The organism is Nonomuraea sp. NPDC049725 (assembly GCF_040674795.1).
Taxonomy (GTDB): domain Bacteria; phylum Actinomycetota; class Actinomycetes; order Streptosporangiales; family Streptosporangiaceae; genus Nonomuraea; species Nonomuraea ceibae.
The window spans coordinates 185,978-212,692 of sequence record NZ_JBFANJ010000015.1 but is presented as its reverse complement, the minus strand read 5'-3'; the positions used below and the strand labels follow the sequence as shown (position 1 = coordinate 212,692).

The following is a 26,715-nucleotide window of genomic DNA, read 5'->3' as shown; positions in this document are numbered from 1 at the left end:
CCCACTCCGCGTTCGTTAAGTCACCACGACCCATATGCCCATCGTGACGTCTCAACCACGAACGGTCATCAGATCTAAGAAACAGCCCCTAGCCGAGGCTGATGCGGACGCCGTCGCTCAGGGCCGAGTCGTGCAGCTCCAGGCCCGCCGGCTCGGCGTCGCGCGGCAGCTCGAACACGAGGGTGCCGGTGAACGACTTGCCGGGGCCGATGCTGACCGGGGAAATCTCGGCGCCCTCCTTGTCGAGCAGGCCGGAGCCGTCGTGGGCGCCGTCGTCGGCGTCGAGGAGCTTCTGCTGCGCCGGGTAGAGGACGCGGGCGTCCTGGCCGGCGTTGCTCACCTTCAGCGCGATCCGGCAGGTGCGCCGCTTGGCGGACCTGGCCGGCTCGGGGCACTTGGCGGCCGTGACGGCGAAGCTCAGCTTGCCGTCGCGCACCGGCTCGCCGTCCTCGCCCACGGCGGGGCCGCGTGACATCCAGATGAGCACCGTGATCAGCACCGCGATGAGCACCAGCGTGATCACCAGGGCGGTCATGCAGCCGGTGAACACGTTCCGGCCCGTCCGCGCGGCCTTGGGGAAGGGGCGCGGCGGGAGCGGGCCCTGGCCCGTACGGTGCGGCGCCATCGGCACCGGGCCGGTCCGCTCCGGGTGCGGCAGGGACGACGGTACGGGGCCGGTGCGCTCGGCGTGCGGCATCGGCCCCTGCCGCGTCCGGTCGCCACGCGGCTGCCCTCCCGGGACCGGGCCCGTACGGTCGGCGTGCGGCATGGCCGTGGGGCCGGTGCGCTCGGCGTGGGGCATGGGCGTGGGCCCGCTGCGCTCGGCAGGAGGCACGGGTGCCGGGCCCGTACGCTCCAGATGGGACGCCGGGACGGGGCCGGTGCGCTCCGGGTGGGGCGCGTGCCCCCGCGCGGACCCGTGCCCGGGCGGCGGTGGTGGCGGGGCGGCCCCGTGCCGCGACGACGACTGCGCCCCGGGCGGACGCCCCTGCGCGCCCTGCGGGCCGTGCGGCGCCTGCGACGACCCCTGCGGCCCCTGGGCCCCCTGCGGGCCCGGTGGGCGGTGCGGGGCGGCGGAAGGCTGCGGGCCGCGGGACGGCTGCGGCCCCGGCGGCGCAGGGCGGGGGCCCGGACGGCGTGACCCGGCGGCCAGCGGGGGGAACTCGGCCGGGTTCCACGAGTCGGTGAGGTGGCGGGTGGCGGCGAGCTGCGCGGCCGGCTCGTCCGTCGCGCTCACCAGCTCCAGCAGCAGCTGCTTGGCTGTGGGCCGGCGCGCCGGGTCGGGGTGGATGGCCGCGGCGACCAGCCGGTCGAGCGGCGCGGGCAGCCCGCGCAGGTCAGGCGGCGCGGTGCGGGCACGGGCCGCCATCACGTACGCGTCGCCCTCGCCGAACGGATGCCCGCCGAGCCCCGCGTAAGCGATCAGCGACCCCCACGCGAACACGTCGCCCGCAGGGCTGGTGCGGCCCTCGAAGACCTGCTCGGGCGCGATCCAGCCGGGCGTGCCCATCACCATGCCGGCGTTGGTGTGCCGGGAGCCGACGTGCGTCGAGCGGGCCAGGCCGAAGTCGATGACGCGCGGCCCGGCCAGCGTCAGCATCACGTTGGCGGGCTTGAGGTCGCGGTGCACCAGCCCGGCGGCGTGGATGGCGGTGAGCGCGGCGGCGACTCCGACGGCGGCCGAGTGGAGCATCGACGACGACAGGCTGCCGTGCTCGATGAGGTGGTCCTCCAGCGAGACGCCGTCGATGTACTCGGTCACGAGGTAGAGGACGCCGTCGTGCTCGCCGTGGTCGAGCACGCGGGCGGTGCAGAACGAGGCGACCTTGCGGGCGTTGGACACCTCTTCGTGGAAGCGCGCCCGGTAGACCGCGTCGGCGGTGAAGTCACGGCGGATCGCCTTGAGCGCCACCTGCTCGCCGTCGCCGCCACGGGCCAGGTAGACGGTGCCCATGCCGCCCGAGCCGAGCCGGCTGAGCAACTCGTACGGGCCGATCGCCGGCGGATCCTCCGGCGTCAGCGGAGTGCCGGAGCGACCCTGCTGCCCCAACGTCGCTGTCCTCTCGCCGTCGTCATCCCTGCCGACCAACCGACCATGTCACCCCAGACTCTAACGGAGGAAGCGACCGCTCGGTGGCGGTGCGGCGGCCTCGGTATCACCGGCTGCCGGGCGGGCGCGGCACCCCCAGCTCGATGATCTGCGCGTACACGCAAACGCCCACCTCGCCGGGGCTGCGGCTCCTCCGCCAGGCTCGGGCGCTTCCCTGCGCCGAAGGGCCTCACCGCCCCTCGGCCGTTCCCCATCAGCGGGCCCCGCCCGATCCCGCAAAGGCCCTCGCTCCGCTCGGTCGCCTTCCCTGGGCGCGACTCCGCCGCGCGCCGCCCTGTTGGCCGGCTGCCCACGGAACGGCCTTGCCGGATCGGGGAGAGGGAGAGACGGTCGGATCAGGTCGGGGAGGGAAGCCACCCGCAGTAGTGAGATGGAGCCATGGCCGGGTCGTGCGACGGCGACGTGGCCGCGTCAGTGAGGCGAGGAGGGGTCGCAGTCCGATCGGTGAGCGTAGCCAGGTCGCGTGGCACGGCACAGCAGAAGCCCCCGACGCATCGGGGGCTTCTCTCGCAGGCAGCGGACCTTCGGCTGGGGACGCCGGATGCCGTAGTGGTCGAGCAGACGTAGACGGTCAGGTGCCTGAGTCGGGCCAGGGGCGCGAGGTCCGAGCCGGGGCGGCTTCCACCAGCGACAAGCGGCGCAACTGGGGCAGATCCGTCAAGGGGAACAGGTCGGCGCGGGCCAGGGTGGCGGTGACCTCGGCGAGCACGACCACGCGGTCGTCGTCGCCCAGCCCCGCGAACTCGTGCGCGCACACCTTGAGCACCCGGGCGGTCACCGCGTCGGCGACGTCCTCGATCTGGCGCTCGGCCTTGCGGCGGACGAGCTGGTCGGGGAAGCGCGACCGCATGAGCTCGACCAGGTCCTTGCCTCGGCTCTCGGCGCCGGCCCGGGAGGTGAGCCAGGTGTGCAGAGCGCGGGTGCCGACCACCTTGCCCAGCCCGAGGGCGGCTGTTTCCAGGGCCACCCGGACATTATGACCCGCCCGGCCCTCTCACACGCTGTCTCCGTCGTCGCCCCGGATGTCGGCGACGAGGGCGTAGCGCTCGTCGCTCACCGGTCCGCCCCACAGGTCGGGGTCATCGCTGAGCGGCTCCACGTGCACGTCGCCGGCCAGCGGTCGTACGGCGGCGGCCAGGTCGGCGGCGGTGACCCCGCCGTTCCAGGGGAGTGCCTCGGCGCCACCCACGTAGCCGCCGCCGTCGCCGTCGCCCCAGCGGCCCTCGATCAGGAGCAGCCGCCCGCCCGGCCGCAGCCGGCCGGCCCAGGCGCGCAGCGCCGCGTGCGGGTCGGGCAGCGTCCACACCAGATGGCGGCAGAGCACCAGGTCGAAGCGCTCGTCGCCGGTCGGCGGCGACGCCGCGTCGCCCACTGCGAACCGGCCGGTGAGCCCGGCGGCGGCCAGCTTGGCGCGGGCCAGCTCGACCATCCGCGGCGCCACGTCCACGCCGGTCACCCGGTGCCCGGCCCCCGCCAGCAGGGCCGACAGCGAGCCGGTCCCGCAGCCCACGTCCAGCACGTCGAGGACGCCTCCCGGCGCGGCGGGCGTCCAGGCGCGCAGCAGCCGGTCCCAGGCCGCCCGCGTGCGGTCGCTGCGCAGGCCGTGGTCGGGCTCGTCGTCGAACGCCCCGGCGGCGGCGTCCCAGTAGCCGGTGATCGCGGTCATGAGTCGGGTCATGACCGCGATCCTCCCAGCCGCCACCGACAGAAATCGGGGCCCGTTATCGCAGGGCCGCGGCCTCGGAGGCGAGCTTCTCGATGCGCGCCCAGTCACCCGAGGCGAGGGCGTCGGCCGGGGTGAGCCAGCTGCCGCCGACGCAGCCGACGTTCGGCAGCGCCAGGTAGGAGGCGGCGGTCGACGGCTGGATGCCGCCCGTCGGGCAGAACCGGACGTCCGGCAGCGGCCCGGCCAGCGACTTCAGGTACGGCACGCCGCCCGCGGCCTCGGCCGGGAAGAACTTCAGCTCCTTGAGGCCGCGCTCGGCCAGCGCCATCGCCTCGGTGGCGGTGGCCGCGCCCGGCAGGTACGGCAGGCCGCTGGCGTCCAGGGCCTCCACCAGGGTGAGCGTCGTGCCGGGCGAGACCAGGAACTTCGCCCCGGCCTCCAGCGACGCCGCGATGTCGTCGGACGTGCGGATCGTGCCGGCGCCGACGCGGGCCTCGGGCACCTCGGCGGCGATCCGGGCGATGGCCTCCAGCGCGGGAGCCGTACGCAGCGTCACCTCGATGACCGGCAGGCCGCCGGCGACGAGCGCCCGGGCCATCGGCACGGCCGTGTCCGCGTCGTCGATCACCACGACGGGGATCACGGGGGCGAGATCGAGCAGGCTCATTGGATTGGTTTCCCCTCCCCGGGGCGGCGGCCCCGGGATCACGGCCCGCACGCGGGCCTGTCGTTCACGCGGCCAGGTCGACGGCGGCGCGCTGGGCGAGCCAGGCGGCCGCGCCGGTCAGCGCCGGTTGCGGCGCGACGATGAGCGTGGTCGCGATGGCTTCCAGATATGTGGACATGTCAGGATTCGTCGTGAACCGGGTGCGGAAGCTGCTGGCGCACACCCGTTCCACGATACGGGGCAGCACTCCGCCGCCCAGGTAGACCCCGCCCCGGGCGCCGAGCGTCAGCGCCGTGTTGGCGGCGAAGCTGCCCAGCATCCCGCAGAACACCTCGACCGTCTCCGCGCACAGCGGGTCGTCGAGCCGCGCCACGATCCCGGACGCCGTCGCCTCCACGGCGGGCACCCCGTTCACCCGGGCCAGCGCCCGGTGCAGCCGGACCAGGCCGGGCCCCGACAGCACGTGCTCGGCGACCACCTGCTCCAGCCCCTCGGCGCGCAGCACGCGGACGATCTCCAGCTCCCGCTCGCCGGACACCGGCACCGTCACGTGCCCGCCCTCGCCCGGCAGCGGGATCCACCCGTCGCCCGACGGCACGAGGGCGCCGACGCCCAGGCCCGTTCCCGGGCCGAGCACCGCCTTGACCCCGTGCGCGGGCTCCGGCCCGCCGAGCGGCACCAGGTCGGCGCCGCCCAGGTGGGGCAGCGACACGGCCAGCGCCTCGAAGTCGTTGAGCAGCGCCGCGAACGGCACCCCCAGATCGCGTACGGAACCGGCCCACGGCGAGTTCGTCAGCCGGTAGCGGTCCCCGTCGATCGGGCCCGCCACGGCCAGGCACGCCGCCCCCGGCCGCAGGCCCTCGCCGTGCTCGGCGAGATAGGCGTCCACGGCCTCGGGCAGCGTGGCGTACGCGGACCCGGGCAGCACGGCGACCCGCGACGGCGGCGCGCCCACCTCGGTCACCAGGCCGAACCTGGCGTTGGTCCCGCCGATGTCGGCGACCAGCCAGGGCAGGTCGAACGCCTTCACCGGCCGGCCGCCGCGGGCCACGTCGCCACGCCGGACTCCAGGTGCGAGTTGCCGGACCCGGCGGGGAAGCCCAGGCCGGGGCCGTGGTCGGCGGACTCGGCGCCGCTGACGCCGAAGATGCCCGCGCCCTGCTCGGCGTGCCCGGCCATGCGCCGGAACGCGGCGAACAGCTCGCGGCCGGTGCCGACCCACTGCGCGTCGCTCAGCGGGCGGCCGCCAGGCGTCCGCCGCGCCAGCTCCTCGGCCGGGACCAGCAGCTCCAGCGTGCCCGCCGCCGAGTCGAGCCGGATGACGTCGCCGTCGCGCACCAGCGCGATCGGCCCGCCGTCTGCCGCCTCCGGCGACAGGTGGATCGCCGCCGGCACCTTGCCGGACGCGCCCGACATGCGGCCGTCGGTGACGATCGCCACCCGCTGCCCCCGGTCCAGCAGCACCGCCATCGGCGGCGTCAGCTTGTGCAGCTCCGGCATGCCGTTGGCGCTCGGCCCCTGGTAGCGGATGACGGCGACGAAGTCCTGCCCGTCCAGCCCGCCCGCCTCGAAGGCGCGCAGCAGGTCGAGCTGGTCGTCGAAGACCTTGGCGGGCGCCTCGATCACCAGGTGCTCGGGCTTGACCGCCGACACCTTGCTCACGGCCCTGCCCAGGTTGCCGCAGACCATGTGGATGCCGCCGTCGGAGGAGAACGGCGCCGACACCGGCCGCAGCACGTCCAGGTCGGTGCTCTCGGTCAGCTCCGACCAGACCAGCTCGCCGTCCTCCAGCGCGGGCGCCGAGCGGTAGCGGTCCAGGCCGGGCCCGGCCACGGTCAGCACGTCGGCGTGCAGCAGGCCCGCGTCCAGCAGCTCGCCGATGAGCACCTGCATGCCGCCCGCGTCGCGGAAGTGGTTCACGTCCGCCTGGCCGTTGGGGTAGACCTTGGTCAGCGACGGCACCACCTTCGACAGGTCGGCCAGGTCGTCCCAGGTCAGCATGATGCCCGCGGCGGCGGCCATCGCCACCAGGTGCATGGTGTGGTTGGTGGAGCCGCCGGTGGCCAGCAGCGCGACGCAGGCGTTCACCACGGACTTCTCGTCGACGAGCTCGCCGATCGGCGTGTACTCCGAGCCGTGCGCGGTGATCTCCACGGCGCGGCGGCCCGCCGCCTCCGTCAGCGCGTGGCGCAGCTCGGTGTGCGGGTTGACGAACGTCGAGCCGGGCAGGTGCAGGCCCATGACCTCCATCAGCGCCTGGTTGGAGTTCGCGGTGCCGTAGAAGGTGCAGGTGCCGGGGGAGTGGTAGGACTTCGACTCCGACTCCAGCAGCTCCACCCGGCCCACCTTGCCCTCGGCGAACAGCTGGCGGGTGCGCGCCTTGGCCTTGTTCGGCAGCCCGGAGGTCATCGGCCCGGCCGGCACGAAGATCGCCGGCAGGTGGCCGAAGTGCAGCGCGCCGATGAACAGGCCCGGCACGATCTTGTCGCAGACGCCCAGCAGCAGCGTCGAGTCGAACATGTCGTGCGACAGCGCGATCGCCGTCGACATGGCGATCACGTCACGGCTGTAGAGCGACAGCTCCATGCCGGCGCGGCCCTGCGTGATGCCGTCGCACATGGCCGGCACGCCGCCCGCCACCTGTGCCACGCCGCCCGCCCGGCGCACCGCCGCCTTCAGCTCCTGCGGGTACGTCTCGTACGGCTGGTGAGCCGACAGCATGTCGTTGTAGCTCGTCACGATCGCGACGCCGGGCTTGGCCGAGCCCATCAGGGCGGGCTTGTCCTCGGCGGGCGCGGCGGCGAAGCCGTGCGCCAGGTTCGCGCACCCCAGGTGGGCGCGGGCCGGGCCCTTGGCGCGGGCGGCCTCGCCGTCGCGGCGGATGCGCTCGAGGTACGTGGCGCGGCTGCGGGCGCTCCGCGCCGCTATCCGGTCGGTGATCTCCTGGATGACGGTGTTCACGCTTCCTCCTCGTGCCAGGCGCGACCGCTGCGGCCGAGCAGTTCGTGGGCGCCCGCGGGTCCGGTGGACCCGGCGGGGTAGGGCTCGGGCAGGGCGGCGGACGCCTCCCACGCCTGCAGGATCGGGTCGATGAAGCGCCAGGCGGCCTCCACCTCGTCCCGGCGCATGAACAGCGTCGGGTTGCCGGCCAGCACGTCGGTGAGCAGCCGCTCGTACGCCTCGGGCACGCGCGCGGTGAACGTCTTGCCGAAGCTCAGGCTGAGCGGCACCGGCTTCAGCATGACCTCGCCCGCGCCGGGCTCCTTGGCCATGATGTGCAGCTCGATGCCCTCCTCCGGCTGCAGCCGCAGCACCAGCCGGTTCGGCGTGCCGCCGGGGAAGATGGAGTGCGGCACGTCCTTGAACTGCACCACGATCTCCGAGCGCCGCTGCGGCATCCGCTTGCCGGTGCGCAGGTAGAACGGCACCCCGGCCCAGCGCCAGTTCTTCACCTCGGCGCGGATCGCGGTGAACGTCTCGACCCGGGCCGACGCCTCGGTGGGCGGGGTGGAGCCGGGCTCGTCCAGGTAGCCGGGCATGCCGGCGGCCTCGGTGTACTGGCCGCGCACGGTGAAGCGGTCGACCTCGGTGCCCGCGATCGGGCGCAGCGACTGCAGCACCTTGACCTTCTCGTCGCGGATCGCCTCGCGGTCGTTGCGGGCGGGCGGCTCCATCGCGGTCAGCGTCAGGAGCTGCAGCAGGTGGTTCTGCACCATGTCACGCAGCGCGCCGGCCTGGTCGTAGTAGCCGCGCCGGCCCGGCGTGCCGACGGTCTCGGCGGCCGTGATCTGGACGTGGTCGATCCACAGCGAGTTCCAGATCGGCTCCAGGAAGGCGTTGGCGAAGCGGAGCACGAGCAGGTTCTGCACGGTCTCCTTGCCCAGGTAGTGGTCGATGCGGTAGATCTGCCGCTCGTCGAAGATCGCGCCGACCTCGTCGTTGATCCGCTGCGCGCTCGGCAGGTCGCGGCCCAGCGGCTTCTCCAGCACCACCCGCGACTGCGGCGTGACCAGGCCCTCGCGCTCCAGCTCCCGGCAGAAGGGGCCGAACGTCATCGGCGGGCTGGCCAGGTAGAACACCCGGTCACGGCCCTCGAACCCGGCCAGCATGGCGCCCAGCGCGGCCCAGCCGGACCGGTCGTCACCGCCCACGTCGACCGTCAGGTGGTGCAACCGGCCGAGAAAGCGCTGCCATCCGGCGTCGTCGTCGGCCGGCACCTGGTCACGTACCTCGGCGTCCACCTTGCCGCGGAAGTCGGCGTCGGTCAGCCCGCCCCGGGACAGGGCGATGATGCGGGTCTCGGGGGAGAGCCGGCCGTCCCGGTCGCTGTGGTAGAGCGCGGGCAGCAGCTTGCGCATGGACAGGTCGCCGGTGCCGCCGAACACGACGAGATCGGCCGTGTGGGAGGCAGAAGAGGCCGGGGAGGACGCAAGGGGGGACACGAGGAGAACTCCGATGATCTACCAAGCAATGGACAGAACGGACACTAGCCAGAGTTTGGGTCGTGCACAACCGTAGTTTTGGTATTCGAGATGAAAAAGTCGTGACTTTTCATGACACAAGGCTCTGTGGTTCACTTGGCCGATGGCACGACGTACCGCCGCTAGCCTCGCCACGAGTGGCGAGGTGCTGCGCCTCATCCGCACCGGTGAGGCCGTCACCCGGGCCGACCTCGGCCGGGTGACCGGCCTGTCCCGGCCCGCGGTGCAGCTCCGCGTCGGCGAGCTGCTCGAACGCGGCCTGGTCGTCGAGCGCACCGACGCCCCCTCCACCGGCGGGCGGCCGCCCGTGCGGCTGGAGTTCAACGCCTCCGGCGGCGTCGTGCTGGCGGCCGCGCTCGGCGCGAGCCGCACCCGCGTCGCCGTCTGCGACCTGGCCGGCCGCGAGCTGGCCGGGCAGGACTTCGCCATCGACGTCGAGCAGGGCCCCGACGTGGTGCTGCCGCTGGTCATGGACACCTGGGACGACCTGCTCGGCGACCGGCCGCGCGAGTGCGTCCGGGGCGTCGGCATGGGCATGCCCGCCACCGTCGAGTTCGCCCAGGGCCGCACCGAGAGCGCGCGGGTCATGGCGTCGTGGACAGGCGTGGTCATCCCGCCCCTGGTACGGGCCCGCTTCCCGGTCCCGGTGCTGGTCGACAACGACGTGAACGTGCTGGCCATCGGCGAGCACCGGGGCGTCTACCCCGAGCTCGGCGACCTCATGTTCGTCAAGATCTCCACCCGCATCGGCGCCGGCGTCATCGCGGGCGGCGGCATCCTGCGCGGCGCGCTCGGCGCCGCCGGCGAGATCGGCCACATCCCGGTCCGCGACGGCGGCGGCGTGCTGTGCCGGTGCGGCAACATCGACTGCGTCGACTCGGTGGCCAGCGGCACCGCGCTGCTGCGCGAGCTGCGCGAGGCCGGGAAGGACGTCAAGGCCATCGCCGACGTCACGGCCCTGGTCCGGGCCGGGGACGCCGAGACGATGGCCATCGTGCGCGAGGCCGGGCGGCGCATCGGCGAGGTGCTCGCCGGGGCGGTCAACATCCTCAACCCGTCGGTCGTGGTGCTCGGCGGCGACATGGCCGAGGCGTTCGGGCCGCTCGTGTCGAGCATCCGCGAGGTCGTCTACCGCCGCTCCACCGCGCTGGCCACCCGGCGGCTGCGCATCGAGCCCAGCCGCCTCGGCGCGAGCGCCGGCATCAGCGGCTGCGCGGTGATGGTCCTCGACCACGTCCTGTCGCCGGAAGCGGTCGACGAGAGCCTCGCGGTCCGCTGACGGCGCGACCCCGGCCGGCGTGTCCTGGGCGGGGCGCTAGCGGTGACCGCGCAACCGCATGTCGCCGCGGTCCTGGGGCTGCCGCGGGGGAGCGGGCGTGCGGGTGCGGCGGCCGGGCCGCGGGGTCGTGACGCCGGTCGGCGGCTGGGCCGCCGGGAAGCCGGAGCGGTCGGCCTCGGTGACCGGGCCTGAGCGGTCCGGCGCCGGGGCCACGGCCGTGGGGCGGGCGGACGGCCGCCGGGTCGGCTCGCCGGAGCGGCGCACCCGCGCCGGGACCCGCTCGGTGGGGCCGGCGTCGGGCGAGGCGGGCGTGGCCGCCACGCGGGCGTGGGGCGGCGTGCTGCCGGCCGGGGCGCGCCGCGTCGGCTGCGCCGCCGGGACCCGCGTGGGCACCGACACGAGCATCCCGCTCCGGTGCGCCGGGACGTCGCCGCCGAGGTCGGGCATGCCCGCCTGGGTGAGCGAGGCGCCGGTCAGCCCGCCGCCCGCCAGGACGCCCGCGAGCGCGACCATGACCGTCCCGGTCAGCGCCGCGGCGATCTGCAGGGCTCGCCCGCGCCGTTCCGTCTGTCCCACAGGGGCAGATGATAGTCACGCCTGGGGGCCGGCAGTGCCCGTACGTGACAATCGTGATCAAGTACGCACTCGATCAGCAGGCGCACAGCAGCCCGTTCAGCGCCGTCTCCAGGGCGCGGACGCCGGACGCCGGGGCGGGCCAGGGGAAGCGGATGAGCGCCCCGTCGGCCCGTACGGTGGCGCCGAAGGCGTCGAGCTCCCACAGCCACACGTCGCCGGCCGGCTCGCCGAGCTGCCGTGACACGCCACTGGCGAGCTGCGGCCGGTGGCAGGCGTTGACGTGCGCGAGCACCCGCTCGGCCGTCTCCGCCAGGGGGTCGGGCCGGGCGTCCAGGTACTCGTCGGCGTCGAGCACGCCCGACTCCTGGCCCGTCAGGTAGACGACCTGTCCCACGTCCAGCCGCAGCAGCCGGGGCGCGCCGGGCCTGCCGTACTGCTCAAGGGCGTCGAACAGGGCCTCGTCCGGGTCGGCGGCCGCCACCGCGACCGCCGCCGCGCGGGCCTCGCGCTCGGGCACGGGCTGCGCCCATCCCTGCACCTCCAGCAGGCCGCGCGGGTGCTCGACGTCGCCCAGGCGGCGCATCGAGGTCAGGTTCACGGCCACCACGGCGTCGTCGCGCAGCCCGTGCAGCGCCTCGCCGGGGCGGACCAGGAGCACCGGGCGGCCACGCTCGTCCACGCCGCCGCGGGCGGGGGAGGGGGCGCCGTCGACGGACAGCCGGGCGACGCTGGCGGTCGCGGCGAGGGTGCGGATCCGCTCCGGGATCGGGAGCATGACGCCTCCTTGAGATCACACTGAATAGTAGGTTAGGCTCACCTAAGTAAGGACTACCTAACCACATTGAGGTGAACGTGCGCTACACCGGTCCCAAGGTGCGACTGTCACGTCGTGCGGGCGTGCCGCTGACCAGGAAAGCCGTCCGCTACTTCGAGCAGCGCCCCTATCCGCCGGGCGAGCACGGCCGCAAGACCAACCGCCGCAGCAGCGGCGACTACGGGCTGCGGCTGATGGAGAAGCAGAAGCTGCGCTGGTACTACGACGTGTCGGAGCGGCAGCTGCGCCGCTACTGGGATCTGGCCGTCCGCAAGCCGGGCGCCTCGGGCGCCGAGCTGGTCACGATCCTGGAGACCCGGCTGGCCTCGCTCGTGCTGCGGTCCGGGCTCGCGCCGTCGATCTACGCCGCCCGCCAGTACATCGCGCACGGCCACATCGCCGTCGACGGCCGCAAGGTCGACATCCCCAGCTACCTGGTCAAGCCGGGCCAGGTCGTCTCGGTGCGCGAGCGCTCGCGCCGGATGCAGCCGTTCGTCGCCGCCGCCGAGGGCGTGCACGCCGACGAGCGGACCGCCGCCTACCTGTCGGCGGACCTGGCGAACCTCACGTTCACGCTGGTCTCCCGCCCCGAACGTGAGCAGATCGCCGTCCCGGTCGACGAGCAGCTCGTCGTCGAGTTCTACTCCCGCTGACGCGCCGGCCGGGCCGGCCCGTGCCGGGCCGGTCTAGCCGCGGTCCGGCGTGAGCCGGCCGCGCAGCTCGGCCACCTCCTGGCGCAGCGCCGTCAGCTCGTCCAGGATGCGCTGCGTGGAGGCCGCCGAGACGTCCTCCAGCTCGGCCAGCTCGGCGGCCGACTCCTCGTCCATGGCACTCACCACGACCGCCATGAACAGGTTGAGCACCACGAACGTGCAGACCAGGATGAAGATGGTGAAGAAGATCCACGCCGTGGGGTGACGGGTCATCACCTCCCGGGCGATGTTGCCCCAGTCGTCGCCCGTCATCGTCTGGAAGAGCGTGAACAGCGACGTGGGCAGCGTGCCGAACCGTTCCGGCGCGGTGTTCCCGTACAGCTTGGTGGCCAGGACGGCGGCCACGTACAGGACGAGGGAGAGCAGCAGCACGATCGAGCTCATCCCGGGCATGGCGCGCAGCAGGGCCGAGACGACCCGCCGCAGGCTGGGCACGACCGACAGCAGGCGCAGCGCGCGCAGGATGCGCAGCGAGCGCAGCACCGACAGGCCGCCCGTGGCGGGCGCGAGCGCGATGGCGACGATCACGGTGTCGAAGATGTTCCACGGGTCGCGCGGGAAGTCCGCGCGCTCGACGTACACCTTGGCCGCGAGCTCCGCCACGAAGATGTAGAGCGCCACGTGGTCGACGGCGGTGAGCAGGTCGCCGTACCCCGCCACGACGGACGGCACCGTCTCCAGACCGAGCGTGGCCGCGTTGATCAGGATGACGGCGACGATGAAGCGCTGGAAACGCCGGTGCGCCAGGACGGCGCGGGTGCGTTCACGCACGGGGTGCTGCTCCTCGGGGGACGGCGGCGGTCCCGCCCATCTTCCCGCAAAACGATCAATCCGTAGGAATCAACCGGAACACCCGCAACTCCCGCCCCGACCGCTCGGTGTAGCGCGCGTACACGGCCTGGTGGGCGACCAGCCGCGGCCACGCCTCCGCGCGCTCCGCGCCGGTCAGCAGCGACGCGGTGACCGGGAACTCGCGCCCGCCGAAGCGGACCGTGGCCTGCGGCCGGGCCAGCAGGTTGGCCGTCCACGCCGGGTGGCGGGGGCCGCCGAAGTTGCTGCCGACGACCAGCAGCGCGCCGCCGGGCTCCGGCAGGCAGGCCAGCGGGACGGCGCGCGGCAGCCCCGACTTGGCCCCGGTCGTGGTCAGCAGCAGGGCGGGGATGCGCCCGCGCTCGGTCATGCGGCTGCCCGCGAGCCTGCGCGCCACCGGGTCGAACGCGCGCATCAGCCGCGGCCCGGCCTGGGAGAACCAGGCGGAGCCCGCGAGCTTCTGGGAGAGGGCCTTGATCATGCGCGGAGTCTAGCTTGATCACCTGCGGCGCCGTCTCGCTCTGTGGTATAAATCCTGCCTATTCGCCAGCCGACGGGGGAGCGCCGATGTCCTATCCCAACTACGGCCCTTCCTATTACGGCCCGCCGCCGCAGACCCATCCCAACGGCACCACGATCCTGGTGCTCGGCATCCTGAGCCTGGTGGTCTGCGCGATCCTCGGCCCGTTCGCCTGGAACATGGGCACCAAGGCGCTGCGTGAGATCGACTCCAGCGGCTACATCTACGAGAACCGCGGCATGATCCAGGCGGGCCGCATCTGCGGGATCGTCAGCACCTGCCTCATGCTGGCGGTCGTCGGCCTCTACGCCATCATGTTCGTCTTCTTCGGCGGCATGGCGCTGCTCGGCGGCGTCTCCAGCTCCCTCTAGCCGCCCAGGCCCCGCTCCAGCAGGTCGAACGCCCGCTCGGTCTGCTTCTTCAGCGCGGGCTCGATCACGCTCCACGGCTCACCGGCGGCCATCCGCCGCACCGCGTAGCCGGACAGCGCGCGGGTCGCGCCGAGGATCTGCGCGGCGACCACCCGCGGCGTGACGTCGTCCCCGTCGGGATCGAGCGCCGCCGCCAGCGCCTCCTCGCGCTCGTCCTGGATCTCGCGGATGCGGGCCAGCAGCGACGGGCTGGCCCGCACCAGCGCGTCGAACACCTCGGCCCCCTCGTTGAAGCCGTAGCGCCAGCTCCGCGTGGCGATCGCGTCGAGCACGTCGCGCCGGAACGCCCGCACCACGCTCTCGCCTGGCTCGCGCCGCCGCGCGACCTCCTCCGGCCTGCCCTCGGTCCAGTCGCGCCGGTCGAGGAACAGGTCCTCCTTGGCCGGGAAGTAGTTGAACACCGTGTTGACCGACACGTCGGCGGCCCGCGCCACCTCGGCCACGGTCACGCTGTCGAACCCGCGCGCCGCGAACAGCCCCATCGCCACGTCCGCGATGCGCTGCCGGGTCTCGCGCTTCTTCCGCTCCCGCAACCCCATGCCGCCATCGTACCCAAATTGCAGTGACTCCAAATTTGTGGTTACTCTAATTTTGGAGGCGATGAAGTGATCAACACGACCGGTCTGACGAAGACCTTCGACGGCGGCGCGACAGCCGTCGCCGACCTGACCATGTCCGTGGAACCCGGCGAGATCGTCGGCTTCCTCGGCCCCAACGGCGCCGGCAAGACCACGGCCATGCGCATGCTCACCACCCTGCTCAGGCCCACCTCGGGCACCGCCGTCGTGGCCGGCCACGACCTGCTGGCCGACCCGCGCGAGGTGCGCCGCCGCGTCGGCTACGTCTCGCAGACCGGCGGCGTCGACCCCGCCGCCCCCCTGCGCGAGGAACTGCTGCTCCAGGCCATGCTGTACGGGCTCAGCCGGGCCGAGGCGGCGGCCGGGACCGCCGAGTCGCTGGCGCTGCTCGGCCTGACCGGACTGGAGGACAGGCCGGGCGGCGCGCTGTCCGGCGGGCAGCGGCGCCGCTTCGACATCGCGTTCGCGCTGGCGCACCGGCCCGTGCTGCTGTTCCTGGACGAGCCGACGACCGGGCTCGACCCGCGGAGCCGGGCCGCGCTGTGGGACCACGTCCGCCGGCTGCGCGCCGAGCGCGGCGTCACGGTCTTCCTCACCACCCACTACCTCGACGAGGCCGACGCCCTCTGCGACCGGCTGCTGATCATGGACCACGGCCGCGTCGTCGCCGAGGGCGCCCCGGCCGCGCTCAAGACCGGCGGGCGCACGCTGGACGAGGTGTTCCTGGACGTCACCGGCAGGCCGCTGGCCGAGGAGGCGGGCGTCTGATGCGCGACACCTGGATCCTGTTCCGCCACAGCGTGCGGGCGAGCCTGCGGCAGAAGGCCGGGGTGCTGTTCGGCGCCGTCCAGCCGCTGCTGTTCCTCCTGCTGTTCGGGCCGATCTTCGTCACGATCGGCACCTGGGAGACGCTCGTCCCCGGGCTGATCGTGCAGCTCGGGCTGACGAGCACCGGCCTGGCCGGCTTCGGCGTGGTCTTCGACAGGCGCTCGGGCGTGCTGGAGCGGCTGCGCGTCACCCCGGCGAGCCGGCTGTCGCTGCTGCTCGGCCGGGTGCTCGGCAACGCGGTCACGCTCGTCGCGCAGACGCTGCTGCTGGTCGCCGCCGGCTACGCCTTCGGCATGCGCGCCCCGCTCGCCGGGCTGGCGGCGGGCCTCGCGCTCGTCGTCGTGCTCGGGACCGGGCTGGCCGCGCTGTCGTACGCGATCGCGCTCACGATGGACGAGCACCTGTTCGCGCCCGTGATGAGCACGGCCGTGGTGCCGCTCGTGCTGCTGTCGGGCTCGTTCCTGCCCATGTCGATGGCGCCGGGCTGGCTGGACGCCCTGTCGCACGCCAGCCCGTTCCGTTACGTGCTGGAGGCCCTGCGCGAGCTGTTCGCCGGCCGCTACGCCTCCGCCACGGTGGTCACCGGCGTGGCCGTGGCGGTCGCGTTCGCCGCGATCGGCCTGCTGGTGGGCACCCGGGTCTTCGGCGAACGGGCCGCCTGACGGGGGATCAGGCCGCGCTCCTGGCCCGGCGGCGCAGCGAGGCGAGCACGCCCGCCGGGTCGACGATCCCGTAGCCGTAGCCGTAGTCGAACCCCACCTCGCTGCGGTCCTCGGCGGTCCGCCGCAGCAGCGCGCGCAGCTGCGACGGCGACAGCCGGGTGGCGGGCCACAGGGTGCGCACCGCCGCGACCAGGCCCGCCGCCACCGGCGCCGCCGCCGACGTGCCCGAGTCGGGGGTGCCGTCGCCGAACGCGCCGGACCCGTCGAAGTGCGTGTAGGCGCACACGTCGGGCTTGCGCGCGGTCAGCCGCCCCGGCCCCTGGGAGGAGTAGCCGACCCGGACGCCGTTGACGTCGACGCCGCCGACCGACAGCGCCTTCGGGTGGGAGTTGCCGCCCGAGATCGGCCGCTCGGTGTAGGCGCAGCGGCTGTCGGGGCACTCGCGCCCGCAGTTGCCCGCCGCGAACACCACGTCGGCGCCCGCCGCGTCGAGACTCGCGATCATCAGGTTGAACGGATGCGCCCCGTTGTCGGAGTAGTTGCCCGGATGCCCCACGGGGAAGTCCCACTCGGGGGAGAACGACCCCCACGAGTTGTTCACCACCAGCGCCTTGGACCCGGCGGGCTGCGCGTCGATCACCGTGCGCAGGTGCGCGAACGCCGCCACCGCGTCGGACAGCAGCCCGTCGAGCGCCGAGCCGCCCGGCCGGGTGGAGCGCAGCAGCGGGAGGTCGAGCAGCCGCGCCTGCGGCGCGCCGAGGAGCGCGTCGAACGCGCACATGGTGCCGTGGTCGACCTCCGACTCGCCCGGCCTGTCGGGCACCCCCGCCGGGCGCCAGCTCCGCTCGGCGTCGAGCGCGACCGGGCGGCCGAGCCGCCGGGTGAGGTGGGCGAGGTTGATGCCCGTGTCGAGCACGGCCAGGGGAACGTTCGAGCCGTCGAGGCCCTCGGCGTGCAGGCTCGGCACGTTGAGCAGCCGCTCCACGTCGTGCCAGGTGCCGGAGGGGCGGTCGCCGCCGCACAGCGGCGAGGACTCGATGACCGGGTCGGCGAACACCCCGACGACGTCGGGCCGCAGCGTCGGCAGCAGCGCCATCCGGGTGGCGCGCTCGTCGTCGGAGATCGTGCCGCGCACCAGCACCGAGGCGTCCTCGGCGGCCAGCGAGAAGCGCAGCGGCTGGTTGAGCGAGAGCGGGTCGCCGCCCGTGGCGGGCACGGGCCGGGGCAGCGCCACGGGGGTGAACTCGGTGTCGAGCTCGACACCGGGCAGGCCGTCGGCGACGTCGGCGGTCGTGGCGCGCCGGCCGGGATCGGCGACGGCCGCGACCAGATCGGGTGAGGGGCGAAGCTGGATGAGCACACGCATGAGAGTCACCACCGGGGGGTCTGACGAAGCGAACCTTTCCACATTCCTGCATCCGCCGCGCCACGTCCACCGTGACTTGACCTGCTAAAACGCCGTAAAAGCCGCTTAGTACACGAAGATTGTTCTCGGCCTTTCAGGCTTCCGTCCGGGACGATCGTTCACTACCGTGAGTCAGCATGACGCTTCAGGCGCAGAAGGCGGTCGACGGCGGCGGCACCAGCGACCACTGGCTGGCGGTGCGCCCGAGGCTCGTCCTCGCCAGCGCCTTCATGCTCTTCCTGGAGCTGGCCCTGATCCGGTGGACCGGCTCCAACATCGTCCACCTGAGCTACTTCACCAACTTCGTGCTGCTCGGCTCGTTCCTCGGCATCGGCCTGGGCTTCCTGCGCGTCGGCCGCTCCCGCCGCCAGCCCTACTACTCGCCGCTCGTGCTGTTCGGCCTGGTGCTCGTCGTCCTCACCTTCCCGGTCACCGTCGACCGGCAGACCGAGGGCGTCCTCTACTGGACCAGCCTCGGCACCACCGGCCCGCCCGCCTGGGCCATCCTCCCGGTCATCTTCTGCGCCGCCGCCGTCATCCTCATGGGCCCCGCCGAGCTGGTCGGCCGCTGCTTCCCCGAGCTGCCCCGGCTGGAGGCCTACCGCTACGACCTGATCGGCAGCCTCACCGGCATCGCCGCGTTCACCGCGCTGTCGTTCCTCAGCGCGCCGCCGGTGTTCTGGGGCCTGATCGCCGCCGTCTGCTACGCGATCCTGCTCGTGCCCCGCCCCCGCCTGCCCTATGCGGCCCTCGTCGTCGTCCCCTCGCTGGCCGTCGTCGGCCTGCTGCTCGCCGAGACGCTCACCGCCGACGCCATCTGGTCGCCCTACTACAAGGTCACCACCCGGGCGATGCAGGTGCTCGGCGTCCCCGCCACCGACATCGCCGTCAACGGCATCCCGCACCAGCTCGCCTCGCCCGCCGCCGCCCGCCTGCAGTGGGAGGGCCAGTACGGGCTGCCCTACCAGCGGGCCGCCGCCGCGCCCGACGACGTGCTCATCGTGGGCGCGGGCAGCGGCACCGACGTCGCCATCGCGCTGCTCAAGGGCGCCAAGCACGTCGACGCCGTCGAGATCGACCCCAAGCTGCGCGAGCTCGGCGGCTCCGTGCACCCCGACCGCCCCTACTCCGACCCGCGCGTCACCACCCACGTCACCGACGGGCGCGCCTTCCTGGAGCACACGAGCAAGAAGTATGACCTCATCCTGTTCGCCCTGCCCGACTCCCTCACGCTCGTGTCGGGGGCCAGCTCGCTGCGGCTGGAGAGCTACCTGTTCACCGTCGAGGCCATGCGGGCCGCCCGCGAGCACCTCAAGCCCGGCGGCGCCTTCTCCATGTACAACTTCTACCGCGAGACCTGGCTCGTCGACCGGCTCGCCAGCACCGTGCAGAGCGCCTTCGGCCACAAGCCCTGCGTCGACGTGGTCAGCATCCGCGGCCAGCAGGCCGTCATCACCGCCGGCGACACCCCCGCCGCCCAGCGCTGCGCCGTCGAATGGCCCGGCGCCGCCGCCACCAGCCCGCCGCCCGCCGACGACGACCGGCCCTTCCTCTACCTGAAGGACCGCACGATCCCGCCGATCTACATCATCACGCTCTGCCTCATCCTCATCGTCAGCCTGCTCGCCGTCCGCCTCGTCGCCGGCCCCTACCGCCGGATGCGCCCGTACGCCGACCTGTTCCTGCTCGGCGTGGCGTTCCTGCTGCTGGAGACCAAGAGCGTGACCGGGTTCGCGCTGCTGTTCGGCACCACCTGGGTGGTCAACGCCATCGTCTTCGCCGGCGTGCTCGTCGCCGTGCTCGCCGCCGTCGAGGTGACCCGCCGCTTCCGCACCCCGCCCCTGCCGGTCATGTACGCGGTGCTGCTCGGCGGGCTCGTGCTCGCCTGGCTCGTGCCCAACCAGTGGCTGCTGTCGCTCCCGCTGCCGCTGCGCGCCCTCGTCGCCGTGACCGTCGCGTTCCTGCCGATCTTCGCGGCCAACGTGGTGTTCGCCAAGCGGTTCGCCGACTCCGCCGACGCCACCACCTCCTTCGGCGCCAACCTCCTGGGCGCCATGGTGGGCGGCTGCCTGGAATACCTCGCGCTCGTCATCGGTTATCAGGGGCTGCTCATCGTGGCCGCCGTCCTTTACCTCGGCGCGTTCGCCCTGTTGCCCCGCCGGGCACTTGCCTGAAACCCCCACGGGGCCGGGTTTGCCGGGGCACTTATGGCTTGACCTGGGCTTTTGGGAATGTTTGGGGTAGCCTCGTGGTTGTAACCACCTGAGCGCCCATGAGTCCGGCTCCGCGCGGCGATGTCCCCGGTGACCGAGCGACCCCGGCGGCTCGATCATCCAGCACCTCTTCTTCCGCAGTGGCCCACGCGCCCCGTCGAGGTGTCCCGCAGTAGCTCCGCGTGTCCACGCGGACGCATGCTGTCCACATCCAGGAGGAAATACCGCATGACCATCACCAGCAACCTGCGCAAGTTCCGCAAGAGCGCGCTGCTGGCCATGGCCACCGCCGTGACGGCCGTGGGCATCGCCGGCCCCGCCATGGCCGTCCCCGCCGACCTCCCCTACGGGCAGGACGTCTCCAACTACCAGCCCGCGCACGACTGGGCCGCCAGCGGCGCCGACTTCGGCATCGTGAAGGCCACCGAGGGCGTCGACTTCAAGGACCCGACCTTCGCCCGCCACTGGAAGGAAATGGACAAGAACAAGCTTGTCCGCGGCGCCTACCACTTCGGGCACCCCGCCAACGACCCCATCGCCGAGGCGGACTTCTTCCTCGCGGCGGTCGACAGCCAGCCCGCCAAGGCCGGCGACCTGCTCGCCCTCGACCTCGAGGTCACCGACGACATGCCGTCCGCGCACGTCAACGCCTGGGCCAAGAAGTGGCTGGCGCACGTGAAGGCCAAGACCGGCGTCACGCCGCTGTTCTACAGCAGCCAGTCCTTCGCCGAGGAGCACGGCGCCGGGCTGGGCGCGTACCCGCTCTGGGTCGCCAACTACGGCAAGGCCAAGGGCACCGTCACGCCGCCCGCCGACTGGAAGTCCTGGGCCATCCACCAGTACTCCGACGACCCGGTGGACCAGAACGTCTCGGCGCTGACCGTCGACCAGCTCCGCGCCCTGGGCCGCCCGGCGAAGTGACCCCCGGGCCGGGACCCGTACCATCCGCCCCCTGAGAGAGCGGCCGCGCGACGCGCGGCCGCTCTTCGGCGTCCGCGGCCTTCCGGTCGCGGTCCAGGCAAAGATCATCCCAGAAGTGGATCACTCACCTGATCCACTTCCAATCCGTCCTGGTCACCGGCCCGGTGGCGTCGCCATGTGCCGGGTGCCATGCCCTCGTGCCGGCGGAACGCCCGGCTGAAAGCGGCGTCGGTGTCATATCCGATCGAATGGGCGATCTGCTGCAAACTCGCCTCGGTGTCACGCAACAGCGTCTTGGCCCGGTGCATGCGCCAGTAGGTGAGGTAGCTGATGGGTGATTCGCCTGTCTTCCGTTTGAACGCCACGGCGAACGCCGCCCGCGACATCCCGGCTCTGCACGCGAGTGCCCCGACCGTCCACGGATGCGCGAGATCGGAGTGCAGGTCCCGCAGTGCCGGCTCGAGCTGCGGGTCGCTGAGAGCGGACAGCCATCCGGACGAGCTCTTGGCGGGCGACGAGACGTAGGTACGAAGGGCGTACACGAAGAGGGCATCCGCCAGGCGGCTCATGAGAAACTCGGCACCGAAACCGGAGCGAATCCGCTCCTGTTCCAGCAGCTTGAAGGTGGAGCGCAATGCGTCACCGGCCGAGTTGTCGGGATCGAGCCGCAGCACGGGAGGCAGCACTTCCAGTAGCGGTTCGGCGACACTCGTGTCGAAGGACAACCGGGCCGAGACGATCTCCGTCGCCGGTCCCGTTGTGCCGTGACGCACGGAAGGTCCCCGCCCGGCCGCCAGAAGGCTCTCGCAGCTGACCAGAGATCGCCCCGGTTCGTCCGCGAGGATGAACTCGGAGCCGGCCCGGACCAGAAAGCAGATGCCAGGGGCGAGCAGCTCCGGGGCGGCGCCCGTGTCCGGCTGCCACCAGCAGCGCCCGCTTTTGATCATCATCACGTACGAGGCGCCGGGCGACTTGAAGGAGATCCCCCAGGCTCCACGGGCCTCCACGCTCACGAACCGCGAGTCCTCGACAGCTCCCGCCGCCAGGACATCATCGAGGGCATCCATCTCGCAATCCTAGACGTTCAGTCATAAAAGCAAGACGATTAACGTTCCTCCGTCCTGACCAGCCGCCGTAGCGTGAACAGCACACGGGCAGCACGTGGGCAGAGGACAGGGCCCGAAGCGATCGGCCGCGGTCCCTCCGCAGGCCGGGAACTCCACCCGTCGTCTGTCCGCCACAGCATCCGGCCCGCATCCACACCACTGGAGTTGACTTGCCTGAGTTCATTGCCCCGGCTCCCTCGGTTGCCGTCGCCTTCTACTCCGGATACGGGCACACCGCCGTCCTCGCCGAGGCCGTACGGCGGGGCGCGGCAGACGCCGGCGCCGACGTCAGCCTCATCCCGGTGGACACCATTCGAGACGAACAGTGGCAGCGATTGGACGATGCCGACGCGATCGTCTTCGGCTCACCCACCTATATGGGCAGCGCGTCCGCCAAGTTCCACGCGTTCGCCGAAGCCACCAGCCGCCGCTTCTCGGAAGGCCGCTGGGCTGACAAGCTCGCCGCCGGCTTCACCAACTCCGCCTCCATCTACGGCGACAAGGCCGGCACGCTCGCCTTCTTCGCCACTTTCGCCGCCCAGCACCGCATGCTGTGGATCAGTCTCGGCCTTGCCCCCGGCTGGAACTCCACCACCGCCTCCGAGAACGACCTCAACCGCCTTGGCTTCTGGGGCGGTGCCGGAGCTCAGACGCCGCTGGACGGCGGTGTCGACACCGTTCACCCCGCTGATGTCGCCACCGCCGAGCATCTCGGCGCCCGTGTCGCCCGCCAGGCGTCTCTTGTAACGGCCGGACTCCGCGTCGCGTCCGCCGCCTGACGCGACGACCGGCCCTGAGCCCCGATGCCGGCCCGGGCCCCGCCGTCAGGCCGCGAGCCTGAACTCGGGCCCCGGCGGACGAGCCGCGCGGCCCCCGGTGTCAGGCCGGGGGCCGGTTCGGCGCTAGAAGCCGCACAGCTCCTCCAGGGACTGCGCCTCCGCCTTCTGGTTGTTGCGCGTGGGCGTCTGCGACGGCTTGGCCGTGACCGACTGCGACGGGGTCGGGGTGACCGCCGGGGCGCCGGGGGAGGCGGCCACGTCCGCGGCCTGGGCGCGGCGGGCCGGCCGCGTCGACGCCTTGATCGCCCGGTCCGTCGCCTTGCGGATCTTCGCCCAGTCCGGGCTGCCCGGCCAGTACCCCGGCGGCACGAACTGCAGGCTGCTGATCCGCGCATCCTTGACCTTGAGCCCCAGGTTCAGCAGCGGCGGCAGCAGCTCCTGCGGGATGTTCGTCTCCGCCATCCGCCGGGCCGCACCGGCGATCTTGGTGAAGTTGGCCAGGATCTTGTCCGGCGTCGCCTGCTGGGCGAACGCGCCGATGACGCAGCGCTGGCGGCCCATGCGGGAGAAGTCGTCGCTGCCCACCCGGGACCGGCCGTACCACAGCGCCTGCTCGCCCGTCAGCGTCCGGTAACCCGCCTTGATCGTGCCCGCCGTGCCGAACGTGCCGCCCCACGGCACGTCGTGCTCGACGCGGATCTTCAGGCCGCCGATGGCGTCCACCAGGTCGGCGAAGCCGTACATGTTCATCAGCGCGTAGTAGTCGATCTTCAGGCCGAGCGTGTAGCCGATGGCGTCCATCAGCGCGCGCGGCCCCTTGTTCTTGCCCCCGGCCTGCTCCGGGTGGTCGTTGGCGTACTGCCAGACCTCGTTGAGCAGGCCGCCGCCGGGCAGCTCGGCCATGTAGCCGTTGGGGAACACCTTGCGCAGCGGCGACGTCGGGGGGAAGCGCACGTGCTGCAGGTTGCGCGGCAGGCTGAACAGCACCGTGTTGCCCGTCGGGATGTGCACGCTGGCGACGTTCATGCTGTCGGTACGCATGCCGGTCCGGTTGCCGGCCGCGTCACCGCCGATGAGCAGGAAGTTGACCCGGTCCCTGCCGTTCCACGGGTCCTCCTCCTTGACCGGCTGCGCGTCCGGGTCGCTGGAGGCGGGGCGGAAGATGTGCGTGATCGTGTTCTTCGTCTCCTGGACCCCGTTGGCCCCGTACCCGAACGGCACCATGACCGCCACGCACAGCACGCCGACCAGGATGCCGGAGATGATCTGACCCTGCCGGTCCAGCCTGGCGGGGCGCAGGGCGGCGTACGAGAAGGCGACGAGCGTGAACCACGCGAGCGCGCACGCGCCGGAGACGATCGTCAGAGTGAGGAGCCAGCCGGGGGAGGCGAACATGGTGGCCGCGGTGGGGTCGTTCCACACCACCAGGCCGAAGGCCAGCAGGGCGAGCAGCAGCACCGCGTACGAGGAGACCAGGATCAGGCCGGTGCGGCGGCGCCCGGTGCGCAGGTGGGCGGCGCCGGGCAGGACGGCCGACAGCAGCGTCCAGCCGAGCACGCCGCCCAGCGAGAGCGGCTTGGCGAACTGCGGCGCGCTCCCGCCACCCGTCCGCGAGCCTCCCCGTGAGCCGCCCCGTGAGCCACCGCGCAGGCCGCCGCCGATCCGCGAGAACGCGCCCGCCGCGCCCTGCCGTGCACTCGCGCCGCCCCGGCCCGCGGTCTCGTCCTGGCCGTGCCGGCCGGTCCCGTCCGGGCCGGCCGGGTCCGCGTTCGGGTCGCCGGCGCCGCCTCTGCCGCGGCCTGCCTGGCCCCTGCCGCGTCCGGGACGGGTCCCGGCCCTTCCGGAGGCCGATCCGCCTCTCCCGGAGGCAGATCCGGCCCTCCCGGAGGGCGTCCTGCCCCGCCTGGCGGACGTCTCACCATGCTCGGGCGGCGCCTCACTCCGGCTGCGGGCGGCGTCGTCCCGGCCTTGGGGCGTGTCGCCCCGGCCGCGTGGGGTGTCGTCCCGCCCTGCAGCCGGACCGCCCGGGGTGGGGCCGGGGCCGGGGGGCGGGCTGCCGGGCCCTGCGGGAGGGGTCCCGGGCCCTGCGGGAGGGTTTCCGGGGCCGGAGGGGGCTTGGGGGGCTCGCCGGGCCGGGGGCGGCGTGTCACCGCCGCGGGGAGCTCTGGCGCGGCCCGAGCGGCCCTCGGCGGCGGCGTTCGCGTCTCCGGCGGGGTTCAGGGGAGGGCGGGCCGGGTCTTGGGGGGCGTCGGGCGACTGGCCGGCGGCGGGACGGGAGCGGCGAGGGGTACGCCGTTTCCTGCCACCCCCGGGCGCGGCGCCTGACCCATCCCGATTGCTCACACCGGCTCCTTCACACGCCTACCAGGCAGAACCCGTGGGTTTGCCCCCCATTGGCACAAGATTGCCAGGATTCTAGCTGCCATATATGGACATCAAAGACATGTGCCCAAGCTGAGATGAACGCCATGTGACCTCATGACGTCGCCGAGGAAGGCATCACCCAGGTGTTGCACTGGTACGCCTGGCTCTTCTCCCAGCCCTGCCGGAACCACCGCTGGTTGTTGGCCCGGGAGCCGTGGTCACGCGGGTAGCCGGGATAGTCGCCCACCTGGCCGTAGAACCAGAACAGCTCCCCTCGGCGGGCCGTGTTGATCGGGTAGCTGGCCGCCACCGAACGCATCCACATCCCGCCGAAACACGTTGCCTGGAGCTCCAGGCGGCGGCTGAGCGCGAGCTTGCCGCTGTTGCTCGACGAGTCCAGCGTCTGCGCCCACCATGAGTCCATCAGGCCCGTGATGTTCTGCACGTGATGTCCGTACTCGTGGGCCATCATGCTGATGATCCCGCCATGCCAGGAGATGATCTGGCCGTAGCCGCGCGCGTTGCCGTTCCCCTTGGCCATGGCCGAGGTCGAGGCGTAGATGGTGCTGTTGCGCGGGCAGTAGTACGGCACCATGCTCCCCGGCTGCGGATAGTCGCCGCACGCGCCCCTGCCGCGCCCTGACGCGATCGCGTAGTTCGGCGGCCGGAACGGGATGCCCTGCTTGCTGAGGATCTGGCCCCACGCCCGGTCCATGCACTTGCTGGTCCTGAGGATCAGCGACTTGAGCTGGCTGTGGCTGAAGATGCTCGTGTTGCCCGCCCGGCACGTCATCCTCGGCAGCGCGCCCGCCCGGTACATGGTGTTGTTCTTCAGGCTCCGGTTCAGCGTGACCTGGCGGGGCGGCTCGACCGTGGTGTCCGGCTCGTCGTCCCGCGTCGGCGTCTCCGTCGGCTGGCGGGTGGGCTGCTCGGTGGGCTGCTCGGTCGGTTGCTCGGTGGGCTCCCGGGACGGCTCCCGTGTCCGGTTCTCGCGGGGCTCGTACGGGGACGCCGTCGGGATCGCGACCGGCGTCGTCGACTCCGAACGCGAGCCCGACCCGCCGAACAGCGCCGCCCCGACGACGATCAGCAGGAACAGCCCCGCCATCGCCCCGAACACGCCCCCGACGACCCCGGCCACGCCGATGCCGGACTTGCGGCGCGGCGGCTGCCAGTTCCCGTACGGCCCGTGCCCCGGCGGGGGCGGCGGTGGCGGTGGCGGCTGCTGCCAGGGCGCCCCCTGAGGAGGCGGCGGCGGATACCCGTGCCCCGGCGGCGGCCCCTGCGGCATCCCGTGCGGCGGGCCCTGCGGCGGGCCCTGCGGCGGGCCCTGGGGCATCCCGTGCGGCGGGCCCTGGGGAGGGGTCTGCTGCGGGTACGGGCTGCCGTGCTGTCCCGGGTACGGGCTCCCGGGCGGCGGCCCGGGATGCGGCGGCTGCCCCGGATGGGGCGGCTGCGGATACGGGGTGCCCGGCCCCGGCGCGCCCGGGTACGGGTGCGCGGGCGGCTGCCCCTGGGGCGGGTACGGCGGCTCCTGCGGGGGCCGCTGCGGCGGCTGCCCGTAGCCCGGCGGGGGCCACGGGCGCGAGGGTGGCCGCTGGGGCTGTCCTGGCCCCTGGGGCGGGGGAGGGTACTGCCCGTTGCCTGTCACCGTGTTGCCCCTTGAGTCGCTTGTCCGGAATGCGTGACTTGCTGGGTCACGTCCCGGGGCTTTGCCAAATTTGGGGCAGAAGCATACTGATTTATCACCCGTCACGGATGTAGCAGCACTCGGTTACAGTCCGAAATCATT

General features: G+C 73.0%; 24 protein-coding genes. 8 read left to right on the top strand and 16 right to left on the bottom strand.

All coding sequences use genetic code 11. The features are described from left to right. Positions 1-88 precede the first annotated feature (88 nt). The 7 genes from AB0J53_RS33705 to zwf form a co-directional block, all read right to left on the bottom strand. The gene (locus AB0J53_RS33705; protein ID WP_364179829.1) at positions 89-2,050 is read right to left on the bottom strand and encodes a protein kinase; all 1,962 of its coding nucleotides are present in this window, start codon (positions 2,048-2,050) and stop codon (positions 89-91) included. 631 nt (positions 2,051-2,681) lie between these two features. Continuing rightward, entirely contained in the window at positions 2,682-3,077 is a 396-nt protein-coding gene (locus AB0J53_RS33700) for a hypothetical protein (RefSeq protein WP_364179827.1), read from the bottom strand. Positions 3,078-3,104: 27 nt separating this feature from the next. Beyond that, entirely contained in the window at positions 3,105-3,788 is a 684-nt protein-coding gene (locus AB0J53_RS33695) for a class I SAM-dependent methyltransferase (RefSeq protein ID WP_364179825.1), read from the bottom strand. A gap of 43 nt (positions 3,789-3,831) precedes the next feature. After that, complete coding sequence (locus AB0J53_RS33690; RefSeq protein WP_364179823.1) at positions 3,832-4,443, bottom strand: bifunctional 4-hydroxy-2-oxoglutarate aldolase/2-dehydro-3-deoxy-phosphogluconate aldolase; 612 nt, start codon at positions 4,441-4,443, stop codon at positions 3,832-3,834. A gap of 64 nt (positions 4,444-4,507) precedes the next feature. Beyond that, the gene (locus tag AB0J53_RS33685) at positions 4,508-5,494 is read right to left on the bottom strand and encodes a glucokinase (protein ID WP_364179821.1); all 987 of its coding nucleotides are present in this window, start codon (positions 5,492-5,494) and stop codon (positions 4,508-4,510) included. After that, the gene (edd, locus tag AB0J53_RS33680; protein WP_364179819.1) at positions 5,470-7,404 is read right to left on the bottom strand and encodes a phosphogluconate dehydratase; all 1,935 of its coding nucleotides are present in this window, start codon (positions 7,402-7,404) and stop codon (positions 5,470-5,472) included. Before edd ends, AB0J53_RS33685 begins: the two co-directional genes overlap by 25 nt. Beyond that, positions 7,401-8,885 (bottom strand): glucose-6-phosphate dehydrogenase, encoded by a 1,485-nt coding sequence (gene zwf / locus AB0J53_RS33675; RefSeq protein WP_219517378.1) that lies wholly within the window; start codon positions 8,883-8,885, stop codon positions 7,401-7,403. The genes edd and zwf overlap by 4 nt, the downstream gene beginning before the upstream one ends. A 142-nt stretch (positions 8,886-9,027) precedes the next feature. Between zwf and AB0J53_RS33670 the strand changes: the two genes are divergently transcribed. After that, the gene (locus AB0J53_RS33670; RefSeq protein WP_364179816.1) at positions 9,028-10,203 is read left to right on the top strand and encodes an ROK family transcriptional regulator; all 1,176 of its coding nucleotides are present in this window, start codon (positions 9,028-9,030) and stop codon (positions 10,201-10,203) included. A gap of 36 nt (positions 10,204-10,239) precedes the next feature. On the opposite strand, the gene AB0J53_RS33665 is transcribed toward AB0J53_RS33670, so the two are convergent. Continuing rightward, positions 10,240-10,779 (bottom strand): hypothetical protein, encoded by a 540-nt coding sequence (locus AB0J53_RS33665; RefSeq protein WP_364179814.1) that lies wholly within the window; start codon positions 10,777-10,779, stop codon positions 10,240-10,242. A gap of 73 nt (positions 10,780-10,852) precedes the next feature. Then, entirely contained in the window at positions 10,853-11,554 is a 702-nt protein-coding gene (locus tag AB0J53_RS33660) for a DUF2470 domain-containing protein (protein ID WP_364179812.1), read from the bottom strand. Positions 11,555-11,631: 77 nt separating this feature from the next. On the opposite strand from AB0J53_RS33660, the gene rpsD reads away from it, so the two are divergent. Further along, on the top strand, positions 11,632-12,246 hold the full coding sequence (rpsD, locus tag AB0J53_RS33655) for a 30S ribosomal protein S4 (protein WP_219517313.1): 615 nt from the start codon (positions 11,632-11,634) through the stop codon (positions 12,244-12,246). Between the two features lie 33 nt (positions 12,247-12,279). On the opposite strand, the gene AB0J53_RS33650 is transcribed toward rpsD, so the two are convergent. Beyond that, positions 12,280-13,077 carry an ion transporter gene (locus AB0J53_RS33650; protein ID WP_364179810.1) on the bottom strand — a complete coding sequence of 266 codons (798 nt, stop codon included), beginning with the start codon at positions 13,075-13,077 and terminating at the stop codon, positions 12,280-12,282. A gap of 55 nt (positions 13,078-13,132) precedes the next feature. Beyond that, on the bottom strand, positions 13,133-13,597 hold the full coding sequence (locus AB0J53_RS33645) for a nitroreductase family deazaflavin-dependent oxidoreductase (protein WP_219517302.1): 465 nt from the start codon (positions 13,595-13,597) through the stop codon (positions 13,133-13,135). A gap of 86 nt (positions 13,598-13,683) precedes the next feature. Between AB0J53_RS33645 and AB0J53_RS33640 the strand changes: the two genes are divergently transcribed. Continuing rightward, complete coding sequence (locus AB0J53_RS33640) at positions 13,684-14,007, top strand: DUF4190 domain-containing protein (RefSeq protein ID WP_364179808.1); 324 nt, start codon at positions 13,684-13,686, stop codon at positions 14,005-14,007. Here AB0J53_RS33640 and AB0J53_RS33635 read toward each other — a convergent pair. Further along, positions 14,004-14,606: a TetR family transcriptional regulator gene (locus tag AB0J53_RS33635; RefSeq protein ID WP_364179804.1), complete on the bottom strand. Its 603-nt coding sequence runs from the start codon at positions 14,604-14,606 to the stop codon at positions 14,004-14,006. The genes AB0J53_RS33640 and AB0J53_RS33635 overlap by 4 nt on opposite strands. 66 nt (positions 14,607-14,672) lie before the next feature. On the opposite strand from AB0J53_RS33635, the gene AB0J53_RS33630 reads away from it, so the two are divergent. Beyond that, the gene (locus tag AB0J53_RS33630) at positions 14,673-15,413 is read left to right on the top strand and encodes an ATP-binding cassette domain-containing protein (protein WP_364179802.1); all 741 of its coding nucleotides are present in this window, start codon (positions 14,673-14,675) and stop codon (positions 15,411-15,413) included. Next, on the top strand, positions 15,413-16,135 hold the full coding sequence (locus tag AB0J53_RS33625) for an ABC transporter permease (protein WP_219517298.1): 723 nt from the start codon (positions 15,413-15,415) through the stop codon (positions 16,133-16,135). The genes AB0J53_RS33630 and AB0J53_RS33625 overlap by 1 nt, the downstream gene beginning before the upstream one ends. 7 nt (positions 16,136-16,142) lie before the next feature. Here the strand turns inward: AB0J53_RS33625 and AB0J53_RS33620 are convergent, their stop codons facing one another. Next, a complete protein-coding gene (locus tag AB0J53_RS33620) occupies positions 16,143-17,501 on the bottom strand; it encodes a S8 family serine peptidase (RefSeq protein ID WP_364179800.1) in 1,359 nt (452 codons plus the stop codon). 176 nt (positions 17,502-17,677) lie between these two features. Between AB0J53_RS33620 and AB0J53_RS33615 the strand changes: the two genes are divergently transcribed. Both AB0J53_RS33615 and AB0J53_RS33610 read left to right on the top strand, forming a co-directional pair. Next, positions 17,678-19,714 carry a spermidine synthase gene (locus AB0J53_RS33615; protein WP_364179798.1) on the top strand — a complete coding sequence of 679 codons (2,037 nt, stop codon included), beginning with the start codon at positions 17,678-17,680 and terminating at the stop codon, positions 19,712-19,714. Between the two features lie 267 nt (positions 19,715-19,981). Continuing rightward, positions 19,982-20,674, top strand: a complete 693-nt coding sequence (locus tag AB0J53_RS33610; RefSeq protein ID WP_219517295.1) for a GH25 family lysozyme — start codon at positions 19,982-19,984, stop codon at positions 20,672-20,674. Between the two features lie 104 nt (positions 20,675-20,778). Here the strand turns inward: AB0J53_RS33610 and AB0J53_RS33605 are convergent, their stop codons facing one another. Continuing rightward, complete coding sequence (locus AB0J53_RS33605; protein WP_364179795.1) at positions 20,779-21,741, bottom strand: AraC family transcriptional regulator; 963 nt, start codon at positions 21,739-21,741, stop codon at positions 20,779-20,781. 209 nt (positions 21,742-21,950) lie between these two features. Here AB0J53_RS33605 and AB0J53_RS33600 point away from each other — a divergent pair, with 209 nt between their 5' ends. Then, positions 21,951-22,559: a flavodoxin family protein gene (locus AB0J53_RS33600; protein ID WP_364179793.1), complete on the top strand. Its 609-nt coding sequence runs from the start codon at positions 21,951-21,953 to the stop codon at positions 22,557-22,559. Positions 22,560-22,682: 123 nt separating this feature from the next. On the opposite strand, the gene AB0J53_RS33595 is transcribed toward AB0J53_RS33600, so the two are convergent. Together AB0J53_RS33595 and AB0J53_RS33590 are read right to left on the bottom strand one after the other, a co-directional pair. After that, the gene (locus tag AB0J53_RS33595) at positions 22,683-24,116 is read right to left on the bottom strand and encodes an LCP family protein (protein WP_364179791.1); all 1,434 of its coding nucleotides are present in this window, start codon (positions 24,114-24,116) and stop codon (positions 22,683-22,685) included. A 919-nt stretch (positions 24,117-25,035) separates the two neighbouring features. Then, entirely contained in the window at positions 25,036-26,574 is a 1,539-nt protein-coding gene (locus AB0J53_RS33590) for a neutral zinc metallopeptidase (protein ID WP_364179789.1), read from the bottom strand. Between the last annotated feature and the right edge of the window lie 141 nt (positions 26,575-26,715).